Here is a 19,865-nt window from a genome sequence, read left to right as displayed (position 1 = left end):
TATAGTTCATAAATACTATTCGCCGACAATTAGTTAAGTACTAATGAACTTGTGACAGTTAGGGTGCGGAATGTGGGCTATACAGCTTGGCAGTCTGGGTTAGACTTTGATGAATTTGTCGCTAGTTTGTACGGCGAGCGCAATAGTAAGGACATAGGTAAATCTAAAGCTACTGCTGTTACTAAAACTAAACAGCATAAAACTGATTTTGAGGGCAGTTTTAACTTTAAGGTACAGCTTGACGAGGAAGCAAGAAACTCAATTTTGAATTTGCATCAAAAGGGCTATCAACTTGATGAAATTGTCAAAGCGGTATTCAATTTATCCCGTCAAGATGGTAGGTCGTATAAGAAATTTAGAAATGTTGTTGAGGATTTTTTAAATAGCTTGAAAGGGGGTGAAGAAGATGATATTTGAATTAACGATGCCTTTACCTCCTAGTATGAACGAAATTATTAACCAGGCACGGTCAGGTTGGCAAGCCAGCGCTGGACTTAAGAAGTACTGGACAAACTTAATTGGTGAATTTGTTCGAGAATGTGGATTTTGTTTAGATGGTGCAGTTTGGATTGAATTTCATTGGTATCTCAAAAATTTTGGACGAGATAGCGATAACGTAGCTGCTGCCGCCAAATTTATCATGGATGGTCTGGTTACAGGACGAGCAATTCGTAACGATAACTTGACAGTTATCCAATCACCTGTAGTTCATTATTATCATCGCAGTAGTGGTGATGATGGTGTGCTGTTGAGACTTTCACAATCACCTGATTTTCTGTTAGATAATTTTATTGTATCTAACCAATTTTCCCGAAACAGCTTAGAGAAGCACAGCCAAAAAATCACATATTTAGTGTCAATTTAATTTATGGATATATTGGATTTAAAGGATGACGATAATGTTACGTTATAAAGACTACCGTCAGTTAATCGATCGGGTAAATGCAGGCAAGAATATTAACCTATGGGGCAAGCAAAATATTGGTAAGACTCTTACTGTTAAAAACTGTTTACTCAAGGATATTAACTTAGAGTCTGTTTACCTCAATCTTGAACATCCTTTTAGTGTGGATCATCTATTCAACGTTATTCCTATTAGCTTCAGCTTTTACTACCAGCAGGATTGGCAAAATATCATAAGCAAATTATCTGATGGTTATAATAAACTGCTGGTGATAGATAATTTTGATAGATTACACTTTGTTAGCAATAGTTTTATCGACGACTTATTTCGATTACAACAGTTAGCTCAACTAGAAAATTTTTCTTTACTATTAATATCTCGGATGCCGTTAGAATATTTTCACTTTCCAGGTTTTGCTAACTATTTTGAAAGATTGGAATTAAACGAAACTAATACTTGGACTCTTGGACAGTAGATATATGGCTTTTAGATATCGTTTTTTGGTGATATCCACTCTGGGTGGATGATTGTTTTAAGCAATCAAGCAAGTTCGACTCTTGCTATCACCATTGGGAATGAAACTACTGCCGATACTGAAAATTAACCAGGACGAATCTATTAAATAGTTTTGGAATTGTTAATAGAGTAAGCGGTAGGTTAGTGGTGTAGTTCTCAGCAAATCCCAATTCGTGCCGGGGCAAGAGTAATTAAAAACCTTGTAACCTGCATTTTGGAGGGATGAATTATGTTGAAGAAGTTTGCGTTTAATTGCTTGAGAAACATTAATGCTGCTTTTGGAATGGTGTCTTTGACTGCTATTGGTTTGGGCGCTATAGCAACTTTTTCTGGTTTGGGTTTATTGTACTTAGCTAGGGGCGGATTCCCAATTATTGAGAAAGAACGCTCTGAACAAATTGCCTCTACCGGCATTGGTGCTATTGTATTGGGCTTTACCGGAATTATTTTTGCTTCCTTGGGCGGTGCTTTCTTAAGTATTGTTGAAGAATCGGAGGAAACTAATTCTAGGATAGAACCTGCAAAAATAGCTGACATAAAACCGCTTGTATTTACAAAATATGAGAGCTTTGAAAAATCTAATGATGTGCCTTTTATTTACACTTATACGGTGATGAATTTTGAGGGACATTCTGATTTTAAGGGCTTGGTTGTTTGCAGATTTGAGGAAGAACCGTATCGAAAATTTGTACTTTACGAGGAATTACGTTCTCACCACATTGACGACTTGGCAGTAATCTGTGATGAAATTGATCCAGACAGATTAATTGGACAAACCTTTTCCTCATATAAGCCTTTACCTTGTGAAGCTTTAGAGGAACATTTAGATATACACCGACGCTATGTTAATGCAGTTAATAGCGAAGAATTTACTTCTTGCTATTTGCAAGTGTGTGCTGGGTGTAAGTGTCACTGGAAGGATAACTTTTCCGCCAGTGGAACAATAACATTTCTGTGAAAAACTCTATAACCCTTATGTTCATATTGGATGATGACGCTTATCTTTAAGTGACTAGAAGCATAACTTTTCCGAAAGCCCAAATTGGAAGCATAAGATTTCTGTGAGTCCAAGTTAGTTTTCATAAAAATCAATAACTCAAGGAAACTCTTACTTTTTTAGAACATTGTCATTAGAGTCTGTTTTATCAGGAAATATCCCCTTATCCTTTGCTTCTTTGATAGACATCTCAATCAGAAAAGCAGCAAGATTAGCGGTAGGGCGTCCTTGGAATTCTGCCCACGACTCGAGATCATCTAATACAGAATCGGGTAAGGTGATGTTAATTCGTTTGCTCACAAATTAGTTACTGCTCACTTTCAGCTTATTTTACTTCCCCATATCACCCAGATTAAATTGAGTTAATTTACATCTGATTTAAGTCAATATAGATGTATATTAGGCGATATCTATTCTTACACTCCCGATGCTGAGAGTCGAATAGCGAGGAAATTGCCATGCTGAGTGATGATGAATTTAAGCAATGGTGCTGCTGTCTAAAGCTATCAGAGAAAGCACAACAGGAAATCCAACACGTCCGCTCATCTGCTCCCTCCCGTCGTGTCAGAGGCGCTCATAACAATGTTACAGGACGTTACCCTAGTCGAAAGATGGGATTGAGCATTCAATTTGAGTCTCATAAAGTAGAACTCCCTTTTATCTACCAACTCGAACATGATGAAGATGTTCTAGAGTATTACGACCAACCTCCGTCTTTTAAACTCAGTTATCAAGAAGCATCAGGACGCAATCTTGGTTTTTATATCACCCCAGACTTCTTTGTTATTTGTACTAACTCTGTTGGATGGGTAGAGTGCAAACCAGAAGATAAATTAAATCAATTAGCTCAAAAAAGCTCTCGGCGTTACGTTTTAGATGATGATAATCAGTGGCACAGCCCACCAGCTGAACAATATGCTCAACAATTTGGCTTTTTTTTCCGCCTTTGGTCAAATGCCGAGATTAATTGGACGCTACATCGGAACCTAGAATTTTTAGCAGATTACTACAAATCAGATGCTTTTGAGGTGACAAAAGCGACTCGAAATACCATCCTTTCAATGATATCTGCACAACCAGGTATAACCTTAGCGAATCTCCTTCATCATGGCGAAGGGGTCAGCACAGACGATATTTATCATCTGATTGCTAATGAAGAAATCTATGTAAATTTAACAGCATCTCCTTTGGTAGAAGCCCAAAAATGTCTTTTGTTTATTGACCAACTGTACGAAGAAACCTACAACGCAATTATTCTATCTCAATCAACCACAAATACTATTCACTCACCAGGAGTTGAACTTATCCCTGGTATAACTGTTTTGTATAGCGGCAAAAGTCTGACTATTACTTTAGTAGGAGAAACAGAAGTTTTACTTCAAACATCAGAACAGCAAATTGTCACATTATCTCTCTCCACTTTTGATGAGTTAGTAAAACAGGGCAAAATCACCAAATCCACTACTCAAAAAACTGATGAAATTAACAACCAGGTAATGGATTTGTTCAAAAAAGCTAGCTTCCCAGACTTAATGGCAGCTAATCGTCCTTATCATCTGATTCAACCCTATTTGGATGGACAACCTATTAAAACGAATACACCACAAGAACGCTCTTTAAGAATTTGGTTAACAGCTTACAGACAAGCACAACAGAAATATGGATATGGGTACTTAGGAATACTGCATTTTGAGAACAAAAAAGGTAATCGAAATCGAAAATTACCTCAACATATTCTCAACTTGATAGATAAATTTATTATAGAAAGATATGAAACCAAAAAACAAAAACGCAAACAGTCAGTTTATAACGAATTTGTCCACTTCTGTGTCGAAACCGGAATCTCTGAGCTTCAAGTTCCCAGTTACAAAACTTTTATCAAAGAAATTAAAAAACGTTCTGGTTACGAACAAACTCTCAAAAGAGAAGGACTTCGCTCTGCTTATCGGTTAGAACCCTTTTATTGGGAGTTAGAAGTAACAACACCTCGTCATGGGGATTTCCCCTTCCATATTTGCCATATTGACCATACCGAATCAGATATTGAACTCAGATGCTCTAAAACAGGAAAAGTTCTTGGGAGAGCTTGGATAACATTGCTTGTGGATGCATTTTCTCGGCGGATTTTAGCAGTTTATGCCAGCTATGATCCTCCTTCATATCGTTCTTGTATGATGGTTCTGCGAATATGTGTAAAACGTTATGGACGACTGCCTCAAACCATCGTCACAGATAACGCTAAAGAATTTTACAGCACTTATTTTGAAACTCTGCTAGCTTTGTTTGGATGTACTCTTAAGCATCGTCCTAGCAGCAAATCTCGATTTAGTAGCGTGTGTGAACGGTTATTTGGAACCACCAACACCCAGTTTTTCTACAATTTAGCAGGCAATACCCAAATTACAAAAAAAGTCAGACTGATGACCCAATCAGTCAGTCCCAAGAATTTATCATTGTGGACTTTGGGATGGTTGTACTTATACCTCTGTGAATGGGCTTACTCTATTTATGACACCATTGAACATCCGGGTTTAGAAGGGCAGAGTCCACGAGAAGTCTTCAGTGCAGGAATTGCTCAATATGGTAGTCGTGAGCATCGTCGCATTTCCTATGACGAAAATTTCCGCATCCTAACTTTGCCTACTACTAACAAGAGTAGAGCGAAAGTACAGCCGGGAAAAGGAATCAAAGTTGAGCAGAAATACTACTGGTCAAATACCTTTCGTGACCCAGAAATAGAAAATACTTCAGTCAATGTTAGATATGACCCTTTTAATGCAGGAATTGCCTATGCTTATGTTCGGGGTCAATGGGTTGAGTGCATTAGTGAATATTACTCTTTATTCCGAGGACGTTCTGAAAAAGAAATTCAAATAGCAACTACCCAACTTAAGAAACAAAAACAAAACCATGCTTCTAGTTACAGAATTCGAGCTAAACAACTCGGAGAATTTCTGGCCAGCCTTGAGGTTGAGGAAATTTTACTCGAACAACGCTTGCGGGATAAACAAGCACAGGAAGTTTTTCAGGTTATTGAAGGAGAACTACCCTTGCTAAGTCCCTACAATCAAACCCCAAATGTCGATGAAGAAAAAGAACAGGATAAATTGAATAGTTCAACAGAATCTGAATTAGAAGTTAATGAATTAGTTAATCCTCAAAAACTCAAAATCTTCAAAATTTATTAATCATGTCAACAGCCAGACTATTTCCGCTGGAACTACTTACTGCACCACTTCAAGTCCGACTAAATTATTATGATAACTATACAATGGCGCACCCTTATCTTTATGAAGCTTTTGAAACTCTCAAACCTATTATTCGCCATTGCGGAGAGTCCAAAATTATTTTTATTTTCGGTCCCACAGGAGTAGGCAAAACCAAATTACGCTTGCTCACTGAAAAATGGATAGTCCAAGAGTTATGGAAAGAAATGGAAGTTGACCGAGGGCGCATTCCATTTGCCAGTGTAGAAGCAGTTGTACAAAAATCTGGTCTATTCAATGCTAAAGATCATCTCAAACGATGTTTATATGCTCTTCATGAACCAAAGGAATTTATTAATCACAAGATTAACTACGGAGTACAAGGCATTTACTCAGATAATGAAGGGAAAATTGTAATTAAGCAAAAAATTCTTGAAACTGATTTGGGATGGGCATTAGAACAATCCCTGAAACACCGACGACCTCAGACTTTCTTTATTGATGAAGCTCATCATCTACTAGCGGTAGCCAGCGGACGTAAACTAACCGATGTCCCAGAAGCTATTAAATCTCTAGCTAATCGTACAGAAGTTTTACATGGTTTAATTGGAACCTATGAGTTGCTAACTCTTCACGATATTGGTGATCAATTAAGTCGGCGTAGTGTTTATATTCACTTGCCTCGTTATAATGCCGAATTCATCGAAGACAGAGAAATCTGGCAGAGTGTTATTTGGAATTTCCAAGGTCAAATTCCAACAGTTGAAGAACCTGATTTTTTATCCAATTGGAACTACCTCTATGAACGCAGTTTAGGATGTGTTGGCATTCTAAAAAATTGGTTAAACAATGCTTTGGCTGATGCCTTAGCAGAAGAATCAAACATAATCACTCTTAGTCATTTAGAACGACGAGCTTTATCAGTAGGTCAATGTCGAAACATTTTTAAAGCAATCAAAGAGGGTGAAAAAAGAGCCATAGAGATTGAAGGTGAAGTTGAAAAACTACGTATTGAATTAGGTTTGGGAGGCAAACCCGTCTTCAGACAAAAAGTTCCAAAAGAACTTCAACAATCACAGGAGCAATCTTCTCAATTTAAAAAACGTAAAAAAACTGTAGGTCAACGAAAACCTCAACGGGATTCCGTAGGGATTGAAACTCATGAAGTATAAGAAATTAAGTATTTATGAATCGTTAGAATTACACCCACCGGAAATTTCCGAATGTAGCCGTTTATATTCTTTAGAGCCAATTGGAATTGGAACACCTGATTGTGAAAGTTTGACCAGTTATATAATTCGTTTATCTCAAGCTCATTGTGTGACTGTCAACAAGCTACTTCATCCCAACATTCTCAAGGATTTTGATAGAAAAGATTTATCTGATTATAGCCAAATAATCTACCGATTACTTAGATCGCCTCACAATTCCAAATCTTTCAATGGATTAGGATTAACTAGCACTAAATTATCTCAACAGCTAGAAGCTTTAACTTTACGTAATGATTTATCATTTCTCACGATGCTTTCTTGGTCTGAGATTACTACTTATCATCAACTATTTCGTGACCATCAAGCTTGGTGTCCAGTTTGCTATGAAGAATGGCAAACAAATAAAAAACCTTTATATATTCCTTTACTTTGGTTTCTTGATCCAGTTAAAATTTGTCTTCACCATTATCAATATTTACTTGAGGAGTGTCCTCATTGCCGTCAGACGCTCCCGATAATCGGAAAACAGATGCAACTTGGTTACTGTTCCCACTGTGGCAACTGGTTAGGATCTTCCTCATCAATTCAAACCTACCATCAAACCATATATAAAGATAATATTAAATGGCAAGAATATGTAACAATCAGTATGGGGGAATTAATCGCTGCTGCTCCTCACCTATCTTCTTTACCAACTAGGGATAGAACTGCTCAAGTTCTTAATACTTATTTGAATGCTAATAATATTACTAAAGGGGAAATAGCTACATTTACTCGTTTTATTGGTGTTCGTAGTGAAAACATACTTATTTACCTTTACAATAAACGAGTTACCCGAATTGATAAACTCTTACAAATTACATCCGCTTTCCAAACATCTCCTCTGAAATTTTTTACCGAAGATATTAATACTCTTATTGGGAAATTAAAGGTTAGTTCTCAGCTATTTGTCAAAGGAAAAGAGCAACATGATAAACCAAAGCCAACAAAATTAGACAAGATAAAAATTCGACAAGTTCTTACACAAGCTCTTCTCGAAGAAGTTCCCCCAAGTATTACAGAAGTTGCTAAAAGGCTTAAGTGTTCTCGGCATTCTATCAAATATTATTGTCCGGAATTATATCAAGCACTCAAGCTCCATCGTCGTACTGAGCGTTTGAAAAATTTTAATCAGTATTCTCTAGAAATCAGAAATTTTTTGGAAGCAGCACTCATAGTAAATCCTCCTCCTTCAATGCAATCTCTTACGAAAAGTCTCCCAATAAAGAGTGCCAAATTGTATAAACTCTTCCCTGAACTTTGCTATCAAATCTCCAAGCGTCACAAAGAATATCGAAACGCTTGCACATTAGAGAAGAGAAATCAAGTGATTCATGAAATGAATGAGGCTATTTCTAAGCTTCATAACCAAGGAAAAGAACCTACTCTTGCTCAAGTTAGGAAACTTTTAACCAAACCAGGATATACACGGGAGCAATTTTTTCAAGATGCCTTATTTAAAACTCGACAGGAACTCGGTTATGAAAATTGATACACCACGATAATCATGATTTAATAAATCATGTTCAACCTATTCTTTTGGGATAAACCAATATTTTTGTTCATCTGTGCTTGGAAGCATAACTTTTCTGAAGTGTATTAGAAGCATAAGCCTTCCGTGACGGAAAAGTTATGCTTCCAGTGACAGTAAGTTACTGCATGGTGCCAATAATATTGTTTGTGGCATTCATTCATACGGATGGTTTGAAGATGGTTGCTGTCCAGATAAGCAATGGGATGAACGTAAGGCGTTGTTTCCATTTGAAGATGATGCTGTTGTCGAAAGCTTAAATAGAGAAATATCGTCCAATCAGGCGAATATTTGCAAGTTTTACGGCGACCTTATTTTGTGGGATGAATACGCTAATCGTAGGTTTTCTTTTTCTTATTCCGGTATCTTGCTGAAACATTCTGATAGACTGCTTGAGCTTGGTACGGAAGCGAGACTTCTTTCTTACATCCAGTATTTCCGCACTCGAAATGTAGTGGTCTTTGACTACGTAGCATCAAGGCGAGTTTCGGAGTTTGCGAAGGAACTCAAGGGCATAGCCCAAATCGAGGTTGATGGTGATGAGATATCTATCTTTTTTGATATATATGCGCCTTGTCACCGCTTTCGCCGTGATGGTGTAGCGCTGCATCCTTACTCAACTTTTGTTCCCCAAGAACTCAAATATAACTACAACTTGGTTAGTTACGTCAACTACCTTAAGAGTAAAAAATTTGGAGTGCTGGGATGAATAAGGAAGTTTCTAAAAGCTGCGGGTGCAAGTCGGAAAAATCACATTTTTGCAATTTCTGTATCTTGGATTGGTAATTTCTAAAATTCAACAACTGCAAATTTTGGAAAACTTGGTTCGTCTAATTGCTTAAAGGCAATTTACCCTCCTTCCTCCTACTGGTGGATGGGATACGTGTAAAAGCTTTCACTCAGTACGGGGGTTTCCCCCCGCTACTGGGTGGCAAGCCGCTACAACGCCGCCCATCAGTAATTCATGGAGGAATCACATTATGTCTGCTTTTGCAATATCACCTTTTGTGCAATCTGTTAACGATGTTTTGTTTCCAATCGAGTTGTTTTTGATTATCTTCCCAATCTTGTATGTGATTTTTGTCCCTGGTCAATCAGCATCACTTCAAGTTAGTAATAGCGCTGCGGTGATTTCTGAAGAGTCGTCAGTTTTTGAAACTCAGGGGGATTTGACTGTGGTTGGTGCTGTTTCTGATGAGGAAGAATTTTCTGAACCAGAATCTTCGATTATTGAAACTGCGCCGCCAGTTGTTGAAACTAGGTTTGCGGATGAAGCCAGACAACTTGTGCTAATAGACGTTACGGAAGAGAGGAAGAAGCTTTTGGATTTAGGTGCGCGGAAGCTACGACAGTTCTGCAAGGAACGCCAGATTCAAGGCTATTCTACCGTCTACAACCGTAAAAAACTCGATGGACTCGTTGACTTTCTGATCGCACAACAAGTGACTTCTGCTCAAGTGGTCGAGTTTGTGGAAATGCTTGCTTAGAGTTTGATGAAAAGCCCCGGTTGGTACTGGGATTTAAAAAGTTGTCGTCAACAATAGACTTGTCAGAAAAATCACAAACCAATCTGTGTAAAGCTTTGAGACTAAGCTTTGAAATTATGCAACTATTTTTGGTGTCAATTAAAAACCACCCCTTTAATAATCATTATTGTAAACCTGTAATAGACTTACCTGATATTTACAATTTACGCGATTTTTAGGAAGTTTTTCTATAATTTTACTCGCAATATTGACAAGATATCTCTAACTGGTGCTTTATCTGCTTCTAGCTTCTCTATTCTCCCTAATAGTCGTTTTGGAATATACTTGCACTTTTTAACCAGGCGATCGCCATCCTTCCAAAACTCATAGTGATACCAAGCTTGGGGATAATCTTTGCCGTGAAGGGTAATGGTTTTCCACTGAATGGAGCCACTACCTAATCCTTTGTGTCGTCTAGTTTTACTAGGGCTATCTTTACTGGAGGATATCTTTGACTGTTCGACATTGTTACTAGGGCTATCTTTACTGGGGGGTATCTCTGACTGTTCGCTATTGTTACTAGGGTTATTTTTACTGGGGGGTATTTCTGGCTGCTCAACATCTTTACTAGGGCTGTTTTCCATATCCCCCAGTAATGTGTTTTTAATAGGGCTAGGCACAACACCCAGTAATGTCAAAATTTCTCTAATTGGGCGCTTCTTGAACTCTGCTTCTTGAATATCCCCAAGTATTTGCTTGGGAATGTACTTGGTTTTCTTGCTCCCTTTTTCCTGCCAATGATAATAAGCCTGGGGATAGTCCTTTCCACCCCTAGTAATGGTGCGCCAATGAATAGTGCCGTTACCCTCACCCCAATTTCTGCGCTTTTTACTAGGGCTATCTTTACTGGGGGATATCTCTATTTGTTCAGGCTTTTTACTAGGGTTGTCTTTACTGGGGGGTATTTCTATTTCTTTAAAGTTTTTACTAGGGCTATTATCAATACCCCCCAGTAAAAATTCCGATACAGGAGGCGGATGGTTTCGACAGGAGTTTGAGGACTCAGATATTCCATCAACGCAAATTCTGGATAATTCCATAGGACTTGTCAAAAAATACCGTTGCTGTGCCTGTTTCACCGTGCCGTGCTTTAGCCATGATTAGCTCTAATATTCCTTGCTCTGTAGTGTCTGGGTTATAGTACTCATCCCGGTAAGCAAGAATAATATTGTCTGCCACCATTTCTAAAATTCCCGATTGGCTAAGGTCGCTCATCATTGGGCGCTTATTCTGTCTACCCTCAACTCCCCTAGAGATTTGCGACAGTGCTAACACGGGTACATCCAGTTCCCCTGCCATTTTGTAAAGTCCCCTGGCTACATCTCCTAGTTCATAGCTGCGGTTGCCTCCAGAGTCCTCTGCCATCATTTGCAGGTAATCAACTACAACTAGCCCCAGTTTTCCCTCTTTAGCCTTAATTTGGCGGCATTCTGATGCAATTTGTGAAACGGTGATGCCCCTTGAATCATTCATATAAAGCGGCAGTTCTGAGGCAATATCAACGATTTTGGCAATAAGCGTGAATTCCCAATCTGCTAAAGGTTGAAATTTGGCTCGATGTCTGCGGATGCGATCGTTCTTCAGTGGCGTTAATCCTAAATGTTTGTAGGCATTGGTGACACTAATTAAACTCCACAGCCTGTACTCTAATTGCTTTTTGGTCATCTCCAGCGAGAAGATAACCACAGGTAAATTGTGGAGCAATATCATCTTGAGAGCTAGTTGCAACGAAATTTGGGACTTTCCCATTGACGGTCTACCCGCAACTATGGTGAGCGTACCGCTTTCAAATCCGACCATTAAATTATCGAGTTCATCAAGTCCTGTAGAGTAGATAGGGCTTCCTGAATCTAATTCCTTGTAAGCTGTAATAGTAATTGTGCTGTTGTGTTCGGTGTTTGAACCAAAGCTTTGGTTAGAAAGTTGAAAAACCTTCTGTTGTGATTGATCAAGGATTTTGGGTAACTCAGTTTCAGTTTCGTAACCCAGATGCACAATTTCATTGCCAGCCTTGATTAACTGCCGCCGCAGGTATTTTTCTATTACTAACCCTGCCAAAGCGTCGATGTTCACAGCTGACACCGTGCGGTCTACCAGAGTTGCTAATTTATTTCTCCCGCCAATACGGACTAGTATTTCATGGTCAGTCAGCCAACTGGTGACAGAGAGCAAGTCTGTAGGTTTACCCTGGCTGTGAAGGCGCAGCGCTGCTTGATAGATATCTTTGTGAGCGCTGATGTAAAAAGCTTCTGGAATCAAAGAATCGCTCACTCTACCTATTGCTTCTGGGTCAAGCATGATACCACCTAAAATCGCCTCTTCCGCCTCAATGTTTTGGGGTGGCAGGCGATCGCTACCTGAAGAATGAAAACTTAGTTGTTCAGCCATAAGCTAGTTGAGATTTTAGATTGATTCATACTGTGTTGCCGTACATGGACATAGCTTGTTGTCGTTGTTGCTCAAGTTCCTCTTGAAACTTTTTCATTTGACTGCTACGGCTACTTTGAGATTTTTTGGACTCGGCTTGTTGGTAGGTCACAAATTTTTTGTAATAAACTTCCCAACGGTTCTGTCCAGCTTTAGTGGTGTGAGCTAACCAAGCCTCAATGTCATTCACTGGCTGGCTAAGATTCTTTGTCTTTTCCTCACAAAAATTCAAAAAATTCGCTCGCTCGTCTTCTGAGAGAGAGTCTATAAATTCTAAATAAGTCTTATTAATCTTAGGTGTGCTGGAATCTTTATCTGGCAATACTTCTGGCTCGTGGTTGTTGCGTGGCGATCGCGCAAGTTGCGTAGCGATCGCGCAAGTTGCGTCATGATCACCTAAGTTGCGGTCAGGCAACAAAGTTGTCTCATCGCAACTTGTTGCCTCATCACAACTTGTTGCCTCATCGCAACTTGTTGTCTCATCGCAACTTGTTGCCTCATCACAACTTGTTACCTCATCGCAACAGTGCAAGCCTTTGGTGAGAACGTGAACCTTAACCTTAAGAAGCTCCATATCGACAAATCCCTTTTCATCCAACGCTTTGAGGGCACGGCCTACAGTACTGCGGTGAACTGGCTTTTCTGCGGTAGATAAATCCTTGGCAATCCTTGAGGGTGATACTTCCATTCCGGTGCTGTATGGGTCGAGAGTGCGAAGGTAGTAGAGTACATCCCTCTGTGCTGGGGTTAATTCCCGGCAGGCTCTTAGCCATTCTTCATGTTGGAGCGGGTAGAACTTCCCCTGAATCTTTGTGTCTGTCATAATATGGATAAAACGAGTTTTGCCCTTACCCGCATATGCAAGTAGAGCCAGTTTGTTGTAAAAGTCGCTAAAATTTCACAAAACTGTCACCCCAGCACCATTAAGCCAGTGTGATTTTTGCTAAATTGTATTTTCTAGACAGATTTGATAGTATTCAATAACTTGAAAAAAAGCAAGTAGTGGCAATATGGATAAACATCAAGAAATATTAATTACAGCAATTAGGGAAAGTTGCTTAACAGCAAGAGAGATTTCTGTTAGGGCTGGTGTCCACGAGAGTACTATTAGTAAGTTTCTTGATGGCAAAAACGACCTAAAAGCTGGTAATTACTTCAAAATCCTTCATGCCCTGCCAGAAAATTGTAGAATTCCAGCACTAGCGAGAATAGGAGTAGTTGAGTTAACGCCTATTCAACTAATTGAATCTGCCACACCGAAAGAAAAGGCTGAAATACTACAAGCGATTGCCGCTTGGGTATTACAACCAGGGGCCATATCTGGAAAAAATACGGATACTACAGACCTGCAAGTAGCAGTATGATAGCCTGAGAAATTTTTCATATACACTTAGGCGCTTATTGTGGTAAATAAGGGTGAGGATGATTTTTTAGAAAAATTAATGGAAAACTGCGATCACTTGGATGCCGAGGGAAAAGCTAAGTTAATCAAGCATCTGCTGGGTGAACCTGGGTTACAAGTGGTAATAGGGAGTAATCAAGTTCATGCTACGAATGTATACCAAGTTAATTTAAATAGTCCCGATCAGATATCAACGATATTGGATGCGATCGCCAAAAAAATTTCTTCCCAGAATTCCTCAGAAGATAAGACAGAGGGAACGCATTAATTTTTAGAGGAGGAGTGGGGCTAACAAGCTTATGCCTTTAGTTCGTTTTTTGGCATGGTAGCAATGAGATACTCTTAAAGGGAAAATGCGACACCGAACAGCCCGCACAACGGCCGCGCTCAGTGACCACCGTAGGCATCGCACCTTTCACAAGAGCGATCGCGCTGTAACAACTGCGGATCAGTAGCACTATCCCATAAGTGTAGTTATTGATTAGTTTTGAGGGATAATCAAAATATAGCAAAGCTCAATCTACCAGAAAATAACTATGCTAGATATCAAATGGGCAATAGAGCAATTCGGCATAGAAGACAAAAACATTGCAATTAGAATTTTAGAAAAGTTTGATAAGTTTAACTATGGTTGTTTCAGTTGCGGCTCATCTAGCTATTTACTTTATACAGAAATCGGTGAGGTTATCTGTAAAGACTGTAGAAAAGACCTTTGCATTAATTATGATGGACTTATAGATTCGGAGGAGTTACAAGAAGTATTTGAACTAGCTTTTACTGAGGAAGATGAAGAAGAGGAAGATAATGACTGGCTAGATGATGATACTGAAACTGACTAGAAATCATCATCAAAGTCTTCACCAGACTAAAAAGGTGATTCTAAACCCGCATATCTGTAGCTTCGTCTTTTTATTGAGTAGCGTTCCATGAGGTTAAACTAGGCATCGCTTTCATCTGGTAATTTTTGTGATTTTTATAAGTTTATTGGAGGACATTTTAGCTGAGTGAATTACCTACATTTTTGTATACATTTTCATATTTTATGAAATTTTAGGCAAACTAAATAAAATTTATTACTAATTTATATATCAACAAATGTTGCTTAAATATTGAAGTTTTGTTGATTGGCTTTTTGAGGTAAAGGTTACATACTAAAACCAATCTATGTCAAACAGAGTAGTTAGTTTTCATTGAATAATGAGTCTTTATTGGCTCCATCATATAGCTAATTTTTAGGGCAAGGATATGAGCATTTTAGAATTGATGCAGGCATTGACATTTTTGCATAAGTATACTTTTGATTATTTATTCTGGAAGTATTCATAGAAGGATATAGCTATTTTATGTGGTTTGCTGAGAACCTGTATAATCCAATACAGTTCAGTTAAGCCCAAAACCCTCATGTAGAGACGCGATTCATCGCGTCTGAAAGACCAATTTTCTTCGCCAATAACCCTTAACTGAACCGTATTGCTGTATAATCAACTAGTTTTATCGTTAAAGGTTGCTTATACTAAATGTTTTGTAACTATTACAAATGAATTATTTTCTTCAAAATAAGGTTTAAAAGTTTCGATTTACATCAACAAAGTGTATTTGCTTTGTAGAGGATTGTTATGTCTCCAAATAGAACCAATAAGGGTCAAAAAGTCATGTCTAATGATAATACAACCAATAGTAATAATAGTAAACCTCAAAAGCGGCTAATAATTGTCACAGGTGATAAAGGTGGTGTAGGAAAAAGCACCTTTGCACGAGCGCTATTTCAACTGTACATTAATAAAAATTTACCCTGTGTCACTTATGAAGCTGACTTAAGAAATCCTCAGTTAGAAAGATATTTTAAAAAAGACTACCGACCCATAATACGTTACATTGATATTTTTCATAGAGGTGGTGCTGACGATTTATTAATTAATTTAGATGAGAGTGATTGTCCTATTACGCTATTAGACTTACCAGCACAATCTGGAGGTTTTTTTGAAAGTTATGTCAAAGAGCTTTCATTTTTTGAAGTGCTTAAAACCGATATTAATTGTCAAGTTACGATGGTTTCAGTGATTAGTAGGGTTCTTGATTCCATAAATGTTCTAGAAAAACTGCGCGAACTTTGTAAAGATCAAGTAGATTATATTGTCGTCAAGAACTTATTTCATGGTGAAGAAGAAAAATTTGAGCGATATAATGACGCTTTTCTACGTCAAAATATGCTTGCAGAAGGTCTGGTAGAACTTGTGATGCCAGATTTATTCTACAAATCCTACGACTTTATTGACCGCCATGCTCTGACATTTAATGAAGGTCAGACTCATAAAGAAACAAATATTGTGATTAAATCGAGAATTAAATCTTGGCTTGCTGAGTTTGAAGCGCAAATTAAGCCAGCATTTAATTTATTTGGCTTTGATATACAACCAGATGACTGTTACTATCCAGCAGTTGTTGAAAAGTCTAAAGAGCTTAGAGAAAATGAAGAAAAAGACAAAGCTAAAAATCAAGATTCAAATTTACAATCTGAAGATATAGCTGCTTAATTTAGTAGTTTACTTGGTTTATTATGTTTAGAAAGCGTTTTGTGATTACATCGGGTGATGCTCGTGTAGGTAAGTCTACAGCTTCTAGGCTCTTGCTAGAGTTGTACTTGAAAAATAAACTCAATGTGCGTGTTTTCTATCACGGGCATCGCAATAAGCTATCGATGTATCAAACACAACGCTTTGAGATAAACCATTTGGGATTCTCTAGAGGTGATTCTGATAGGTTATTACTCGACTTAGAAATGTTTCCGAAAATTGAAGTGATTTTGACTGATATGCCAGGTCAAAACCTCCGAGAATTCAAGTTTTTTGATAGAGATGTTTCACTGATAGAAAATCTTAATTGTCTAGGATATCGTGTTACTTTCTTGCACCCGATATCACACCGTAAAGACTGTGTTGAAGATTATCTTCAGGATTTATATCAGCATTTTGGTAGTCAGGTTGATTATGCTGTTATCCAAAATCATTACTTTGGCAAGCAATTTCGATACTATGAGGGGAGTCAATTCCAAGCTGATATTAAAAAATTAAACGGCTTGGAACTAGTTTTAGGTGGATTGCATAATGACTTTTACCAGTTGCTTGAGGATACTTGTTTACCTTATGATCAACTGATTGAAACTAACTCTCCTCTTAATACTATTCAGCGTTCGATAGTATTCAACTGGATGGAGAATTTTCATAACTCTATTGTTTCTAATGGAATAGCTTCTAGTTATCTAGGGTTGAGTAAGAACTTTACAGAACTAGCTTCTGTAGGTGCAAATCAACAAAATCCTTCCAATTTTGATGTAACTGAAGATGTTGAATCTGAGAAATGGTAATTATTTGCTTTACCAAATTAACAGTGAGATTTCAAATTGACTATTTAAACAACCTATGACCAATATTGCAAAAGTTGTTGAAAAAGTTGTTGCAGAATATTCTGAAGAAAAAAAAGCAGAGGTTACTGATTGGATACTGAAATTGGGTATTCGGCCTGATGACCCCTTGTTTAACCTATATGCGGAACTGGGTACAACTCAGTTTGCGTTGCAGCAGCTACCAGGTAGGCTTGACTCCCTTGTGGTGGGTTGGACTGACATGGTAGACGATAAGCTTAATAGTGCTTCTAAGGTGGCAATACAACAACAAAAGAGTGCGATCGCAGAAGCGGCGAAGGATTTAGTTAAGATGACTAAGCAAGCTGGTGGGGTTTTACCTCACTTGGGTGTAAGTAATTGGCGATTGGCACAAGTGGCCGGGGTATTGGGTTTTGTACTAGCTTTAGGGACTGCAATTGGTGTTTTTACATACAAGACCATCGCTGGAAGTGTAACTTTTCAGCAGGCGGCTTCTGGATCTGCCATCTTACAACCCGAAGATAAAAAGCTTCTGGATTGGGCTAAATCCAATGAAGGTAAGGTAGCGCGTAGTATTTATGTTAAAAACGCCGCTATCATTAAAACTTGCCGCCAGCAGAAGAAGTATTCAGGTGGCTGCATAATTGCAGTTGATTAATTTTCTAGGCAACCCAGCCTTTGTATCCCTTATTACTAGTTTTAGCTGTATCTTTTTGACTTTTTTGGTTGGTTTTGACTCTTGTGTGGGTTTCTTGAGTAACTTCTTCTTCGATTTTCATGTCTTTAAAGCTGAGGATTCCCAGGCGGATTGCTTCGCGGATAGCGTTTAACCTATCTTTGACTCCTAGCTTGATAAATGAATTATGTAGATATGACCTTACTGTACCTTCTGAAACATACATTACATTGGCAATTTCATTATTTTTCATACCTCCGGCAGCTAATTGAAGAACTGTGATTTCTTTATTAGAGAAATCACTTAACAAATCTAGTGCATTTCTATCGGGTGTGTCATTTGACCTGAGACTATCGATCAGAATACGATTAATAGTTGGGTCAATCCATGATTCGTTATTGTACGCAGCCATTACTGCTTCAACGAATCTTTCTCCTACTTCTTCTCTAAGGCTATTTTTACAGTAGTAGCAGTCTGCGCCATTACTAATTGCCGCGTTAATGGTATCTCGGCTGCTATTTGCAGTCATAACCACAATTCTAATTGATGCGTGTTTGGATTTAATTGTGCTTATTACATCAATGCCATCGATATCCGGTAAATCAATATTTATAATTACGATATCTGGCTTTTCTTTGTCAACAATTTCTATTCCTTGTTTTCCGTATTTGGCAACGCCACAGACTTGGATTGCACCAGTTTCAGATAATATTGTTGCCGCGCCAATCCTAGATATGTTCTCATTTTCGATGATGACAACATTAATAGGTTTCATATTATATGCTTTTTTGGTTTGGTATTGGTATTGTCCCTGATAATAATACTTATAGCACTTACCTTTTTTAGAATTTTTAATCTTTACAATTACTATAAAATAATTAGCTTATTTAAAATCTTTATTATTATTTGTAAAAACTTTACAAAGTAATTGGGTGGTTTATGTAGTTTTCATTAAGCAATCTATTTACTAGGTGATTTTATTTATCAGTACTGCTTTTAATAGTTATCAGCGAATTGATGGAGGAATAAATAATTTTTTATGAAGATCGATAAAATTTTAGGATGGATAGAAAAGATTGTTGTTTGGTCTTTGATGGGAATGCTATGTTTGGTCGGGTTAGGCAGATTGCCTGTTAACCCGACGAGTTTGTTTGACTTTACAGCGTCCTTTTACTATTTTGCTGTTGCAGTTGTTATTTGTCCCAAGACTCCCCTGAGTTTTAATAAAAAGCTAATTTTTGGGTTTATAGCTTTTATGTATGGCGTGTGGTTTGGGTTGATTTAATCTAGCTCTTTACCAGAATCCTGGTTTTTGAATTGTTTTTGACTCTGTTCGCGGCGTGCTTGTTGCTCATTGAACAGAGTCTTGAAACGTTCAAATTCCTCTTTGGTGAGATTATTAATGGTGATAGAGTACTCTTCTGAGTTATTGTCACGAGATGCCAAGAGTGCTTCTCGACTTTCTTCGTAATCAGGCAAATTTCTATCAAGGCTAAGAGTTTGCGAATCTTCTTCTAATTTTAGACTTGCAGTATATGCTTCACCTTTATAAACGACACTTTGTGTCTCTTTGTCTGATATTCCAAATAAATTTAAGCGGTCTAAAATTACAGGAATAACAAACTGTCTAATTTGGGAATCGGCGGTAAGAGATTGTACTCTATCTTCTGGATTCTCTTCTACTGGGTTGCCATTATTGTCGTCATTTTTATTTGTGGGGTTTTTTATAACCTCTGGTTCAATTATCTTTCTTGTAGACTGGCTTGCTTCGGCTTTTGAAGATGACTCTTGATTAACAAAAGTGATAGGTTCAAGTTCTGTAGAGTTTACTTTTGCTTCATCTTGCAGTATTTCACTGATTCTGTTAATTTCCGAATTCAACCTTAGCACAGCCTCTTTTGTTTCCTCAGCAGTTGGAGGCTTTTTTGCAGATTCTTCAAATTTATCATCAGGGATGTTAAGCTGTTTGATCAATTCTCTGAGGAGACTGGCTTGCATCGCTGGAGTTAAACCTTCTACTGGAAGTTCGATTAGTTCTTTCATACTAA

General features: G+C 38.0%; 22 protein-coding genes. 16 read left to right on the top strand and 6 right to left on the bottom strand.

Annotated features, from left to right (window positions below):
• The first annotated feature begins 51 nt into the window (after positions 1–51).
• From CDG77_RS19440 to CDG77_RS19425, 4 genes are all read left to right on the top strand, one after another.
• Positions 52–417, top strand: coding sequence for a hypothetical protein (locus tag CDG77_RS19440; protein ID WP_223269885.1), 366 nt, complete (start codon positions 52–54; stop codon positions 415–417).
• Positions 407–865 (top strand): hypothetical protein, encoded by a 459-nt coding sequence (locus tag CDG77_RS19435; RefSeq protein ID WP_069072406.1) that lies wholly within the window; start codon positions 407–409, stop codon positions 863–865. Before CDG77_RS19440 ends, CDG77_RS19435 begins: the two co-directional genes overlap by 11 nt.
• A 25-nt stretch (positions 866–890) precedes the next feature.
• Positions 891–1,379 (top strand): ATP-binding protein, encoded by a 489-nt coding sequence (locus tag CDG77_RS19430; RefSeq protein WP_223269884.1) that lies wholly within the window; start codon positions 891–893, stop codon positions 1,377–1,379.
• A gap of 270 nt (positions 1,380–1,649) precedes the next feature.
• Positions 1,650–2,378 carry a hypothetical protein gene (locus CDG77_RS19425; protein ID WP_223269883.1) on the top strand — a complete coding sequence of 243 codons (729 nt, stop codon included), beginning with the start codon at positions 1,650–1,652 and terminating at the stop codon, positions 2,376–2,378.
• Positions 2,379–2,528: 150 nt separating this feature from the next.
• On the opposite strand, the gene CDG77_RS19420 is transcribed toward CDG77_RS19425, so the two are convergent.
• The gene (locus CDG77_RS19420; RefSeq protein ID WP_094330976.1) at positions 2,529–2,717 is read right to left on the bottom strand and encodes a ribbon-helix-helix domain-containing protein; all 189 of its coding nucleotides are present in this window, start codon (positions 2,715–2,717) and stop codon (positions 2,529–2,531) included.
• Positions 2,718–2,875: 158 nt separating this feature from the next.
• Here CDG77_RS19420 and CDG77_RS19415 point away from each other — a divergent pair, with 158 nt between their 5' ends.
• The 5 genes from CDG77_RS19415 to CDG77_RS19395 all read left to right on the top strand — a co-directional run bounded on the left by CDG77_RS19415 (position 2,876) and on the right by CDG77_RS19395 (position 9,891).
• Positions 2,876–5,605: a TnsA endonuclease C-terminal domain-containing protein gene (locus CDG77_RS19415; RefSeq protein WP_094330975.1), complete on the top strand. Its 2,730-nt coding sequence runs from the start codon at positions 2,876–2,878 to the stop codon at positions 5,603–5,605.
• A 2-nt stretch (positions 5,606–5,607) separates the two neighbouring features.
• A complete protein-coding gene (locus tag CDG77_RS19410) occupies positions 5,608–6,795 on the top strand; it encodes an AAA family ATPase (protein WP_094330974.1) in 1,188 nt (395 codons plus the stop codon).
• Positions 6,785–8,365: a TniQ family protein gene (locus CDG77_RS19405; RefSeq protein ID WP_094330973.1), complete on the top strand. Its 1,581-nt coding sequence runs from the start codon at positions 6,785–6,787 to the stop codon at positions 8,363–8,365. Before CDG77_RS19410 ends, CDG77_RS19405 begins: the two co-directional genes overlap by 11 nt.
• Before the next feature lie 259 nt (positions 8,366–8,624).
• Positions 8,625–9,113: a hypothetical protein gene (locus CDG77_RS19400; protein ID WP_223269882.1), complete on the top strand. Its 489-nt coding sequence runs from the start codon at positions 8,625–8,627 to the stop codon at positions 9,111–9,113.
• A 271-nt stretch (positions 9,114–9,384) separates the two neighbouring features.
• Entirely contained in the window at positions 9,385–9,891 is a 507-nt protein-coding gene (locus CDG77_RS19395; RefSeq protein WP_094330972.1) for a hypothetical protein, read from the top strand.
• A gap of 227 nt (positions 9,892–10,118) precedes the next feature.
• On the opposite strand, the gene CDG77_RS19390 is transcribed toward CDG77_RS19395, so the two are convergent.
• From CDG77_RS19390 to CDG77_RS19380, 3 genes are read right to left on the bottom strand one after another with little or no spacing between them, the layout of a single operon-like run.
• Positions 10,119–10,970, bottom strand: coding sequence for a hypothetical protein (locus CDG77_RS19390; protein ID WP_094330971.1), 852 nt, complete (start codon positions 10,968–10,970; stop codon positions 10,119–10,121).
• Positions 10,945–12,318, bottom strand: coding sequence for a replicative DNA helicase (gene dnaB, locus CDG77_RS19385; protein ID WP_094330970.1), 1,374 nt, complete (start codon positions 12,316–12,318; stop codon positions 10,945–10,947). Before dnaB ends, CDG77_RS19390 begins: the two co-directional genes overlap by 26 nt.
• A 25-nt stretch (positions 12,319–12,343) precedes the next feature.
• Positions 12,344–13,180, bottom strand: coding sequence for a MarR family transcriptional regulator (locus CDG77_RS19380; protein ID WP_094330969.1), 837 nt, complete (start codon positions 13,178–13,180; stop codon positions 12,344–12,346).
• A 187-nt stretch (positions 13,181–13,367) separates the two neighbouring features.
• Here CDG77_RS19380 and CDG77_RS19375 point away from each other — a divergent pair, with 187 nt between their 5' ends.
• The 6 genes from CDG77_RS19375 (at position 13,368) to CDG77_RS19350 (ending at position 17,799) form a co-directional block, all read left to right on the top strand.
• Entirely contained in the window at positions 13,368–13,721 is a 354-nt protein-coding gene (locus tag CDG77_RS19375; RefSeq protein WP_094330968.1) for a helix-turn-helix domain-containing protein, read from the top strand.
• Positions 13,722–13,760: 39 nt separating this feature from the next.
• Positions 13,761–14,027, top strand: coding sequence for a hypothetical protein (locus tag CDG77_RS19370; protein ID WP_094330967.1), 267 nt, complete (start codon positions 13,761–13,763; stop codon positions 14,025–14,027).
• Between the two features lie 268 nt (positions 14,028–14,295).
• The gene (locus tag CDG77_RS19365; protein WP_094330966.1) at positions 14,296–14,598 is read left to right on the top strand and encodes a hypothetical protein; all 303 of its coding nucleotides are present in this window, start codon (positions 14,296–14,298) and stop codon (positions 14,596–14,598) included.
• Positions 14,599–15,411: 813 nt separating this feature from the next.
• Complete coding sequence (locus CDG77_RS19360) at positions 15,412–16,293, top strand: chromosome partitioning protein ParA (RefSeq protein WP_094330965.1); 882 nt, start codon at positions 15,412–15,414, stop codon at positions 16,291–16,293.
• Between the two features lie 23 nt (positions 16,294–16,316).
• Complete coding sequence (locus tag CDG77_RS19355; RefSeq protein WP_094330964.1) at positions 16,317–17,123, top strand: hypothetical protein; 807 nt, start codon at positions 16,317–16,319, stop codon at positions 17,121–17,123.
• 55 nt (positions 17,124–17,178) lie between these two features.
• A complete protein-coding gene (locus tag CDG77_RS19350; RefSeq protein ID WP_094330963.1) occupies positions 17,179–17,799 on the top strand; it encodes a DUF6753 family protein in 621 nt (206 codons plus the stop codon).
• A gap of 4 nt (positions 17,800–17,803) precedes the next feature.
• Here CDG77_RS19350 and CDG77_RS19345 read toward each other — a convergent pair whose 3' ends face one another.
• Positions 17,804–18,592, bottom strand: a complete 789-nt coding sequence (locus CDG77_RS19345; RefSeq protein WP_094330962.1) for a response regulator — start codon at positions 18,590–18,592, stop codon at positions 17,804–17,806.
• Between the two features lie 264 nt (positions 18,593–18,856).
• Between CDG77_RS19345 and CDG77_RS19340 the strand changes: the two genes are divergently transcribed.
• Complete coding sequence (locus tag CDG77_RS19340) at positions 18,857–19,102, top strand: hypothetical protein (RefSeq protein WP_094330961.1); 246 nt, start codon at positions 18,857–18,859, stop codon at positions 19,100–19,102.
• Here the strand turns inward: CDG77_RS19340 and CDG77_RS19335 are convergent.
• The gene (locus CDG77_RS19335; RefSeq protein ID WP_094330960.1) at positions 19,099–19,860 is read right to left on the bottom strand and encodes a hypothetical protein; all 762 of its coding nucleotides are present in this window, start codon (positions 19,858–19,860) and stop codon (positions 19,099–19,101) included. The genes CDG77_RS19340 and CDG77_RS19335 overlap by 4 nt on opposite strands.
• Between the last annotated feature and the right edge of the window lie 5 nt (positions 19,861–19,865).

This window comes from Nostoc sp. 'Peltigera membranacea cyanobiont' 213, assembly GCF_002245975.1.
Taxonomy (GTDB): Bacteria; Cyanobacteriota; Cyanobacteriia; order Cyanobacteriales; family Nostocaceae; genus Nostoc.
This window is presented reverse-complemented; position numbering and strand designations above follow the sequence as displayed.

Coding starts and splice junctions, on each gene's coding strand:
- CDG77_RS19355 (WP_094330964.1), top strand. CDS start 16,317: ATGTTTAGAAAGCGTTTTGTGATTACATCGGGTGATGCTCGTGTAGGT.
- CDG77_RS19435 (WP_069072406.1), top strand. CDS start 407: ATGATATTTGAATTAACGATGCCTTTACCTCCTAGTATGAACGAAATT.
- CDG77_RS19375 (WP_094330968.1), top strand. CDS start 13,368: ATGGATAAACATCAAGAAATATTAATTACAGCAATTAGGGAAAGTTGC.
- CDG77_RS19395 (WP_094330972.1), top strand. CDS start 9,385: ATGTCTGCTTTTGCAATATCACCTTTTGTGCAATCTGTTAACGATGTT.
- CDG77_RS19335 (WP_094330960.1), bottom strand. CDS start 19,860: ATGAAAGAACTAATCGAACTTCCAGTAGAAGGTTTAACTCCAGCGATG.
- CDG77_RS19350 (WP_094330963.1), top strand. CDS start 17,179: ATGACCAATATTGCAAAAGTTGTTGAAAAAGTTGTTGCAGAATATTCT.
- CDG77_RS19380 (WP_094330969.1), bottom strand. CDS start 13,180: ATGACAGACACAAAGATTCAGGGGAAGTTCTACCCGCTCCAACATGAA.
- CDG77_RS19405 (WP_094330973.1), top strand. CDS start 6,785: ATGAAGTATAAGAAATTAAGTATTTATGAATCGTTAGAATTACACCCA.
- CDG77_RS19410 (WP_094330974.1), top strand. CDS start 5,608: ATGTCAACAGCCAGACTATTTCCGCTGGAACTACTTACTGCACCACTT.
- dnaB (WP_094330970.1), bottom strand. CDS start 12,318: ATGGCTGAACAACTAAGTTTTCATTCTTCAGGTAGCGATCGCCTGCCA.
- CDG77_RS19365 (WP_094330966.1), top strand. CDS start 14,296: ATGCTAGATATCAAATGGGCAATAGAGCAATTCGGCATAGAAGACAAA.
- CDG77_RS19360 (WP_094330965.1), top strand. CDS start 15,412: ATGTCTAATGATAATACAACCAATAGTAATAATAGTAAACCTCAAAAG.
- CDG77_RS19430 (WP_223269884.1), top strand. CDS start 891: ATGACGATAATGTTACGTTATAAAGACTACCGTCAGTTAATCGATCGG.
- CDG77_RS19390 (WP_094330971.1), bottom strand. CDS start 10,970: ATGGAATTATCCAGAATTTGCGTTGATGGAATATCTGAGTCCTCAAAC.
- CDG77_RS19415 (WP_094330975.1), top strand. CDS start 2,876: ATGCTGAGTGATGATGAATTTAAGCAATGGTGCTGCTGTCTAAAGCTA.
- CDG77_RS19425 (WP_223269883.1), top strand. CDS start 1,650: ATGTTGAAGAAGTTTGCGTTTAATTGCTTGAGAAACATTAATGCTGCT.
- CDG77_RS19340 (WP_094330961.1), top strand. CDS start 18,857: ATGAAGATCGATAAAATTTTAGGATGGATAGAAAAGATTGTTGTTTGG.
- CDG77_RS19345 (WP_094330962.1), bottom strand. CDS start 18,592: ATGAAACCTATTAATGTTGTCATCATCGAAAATGAGAACATATCTAGG.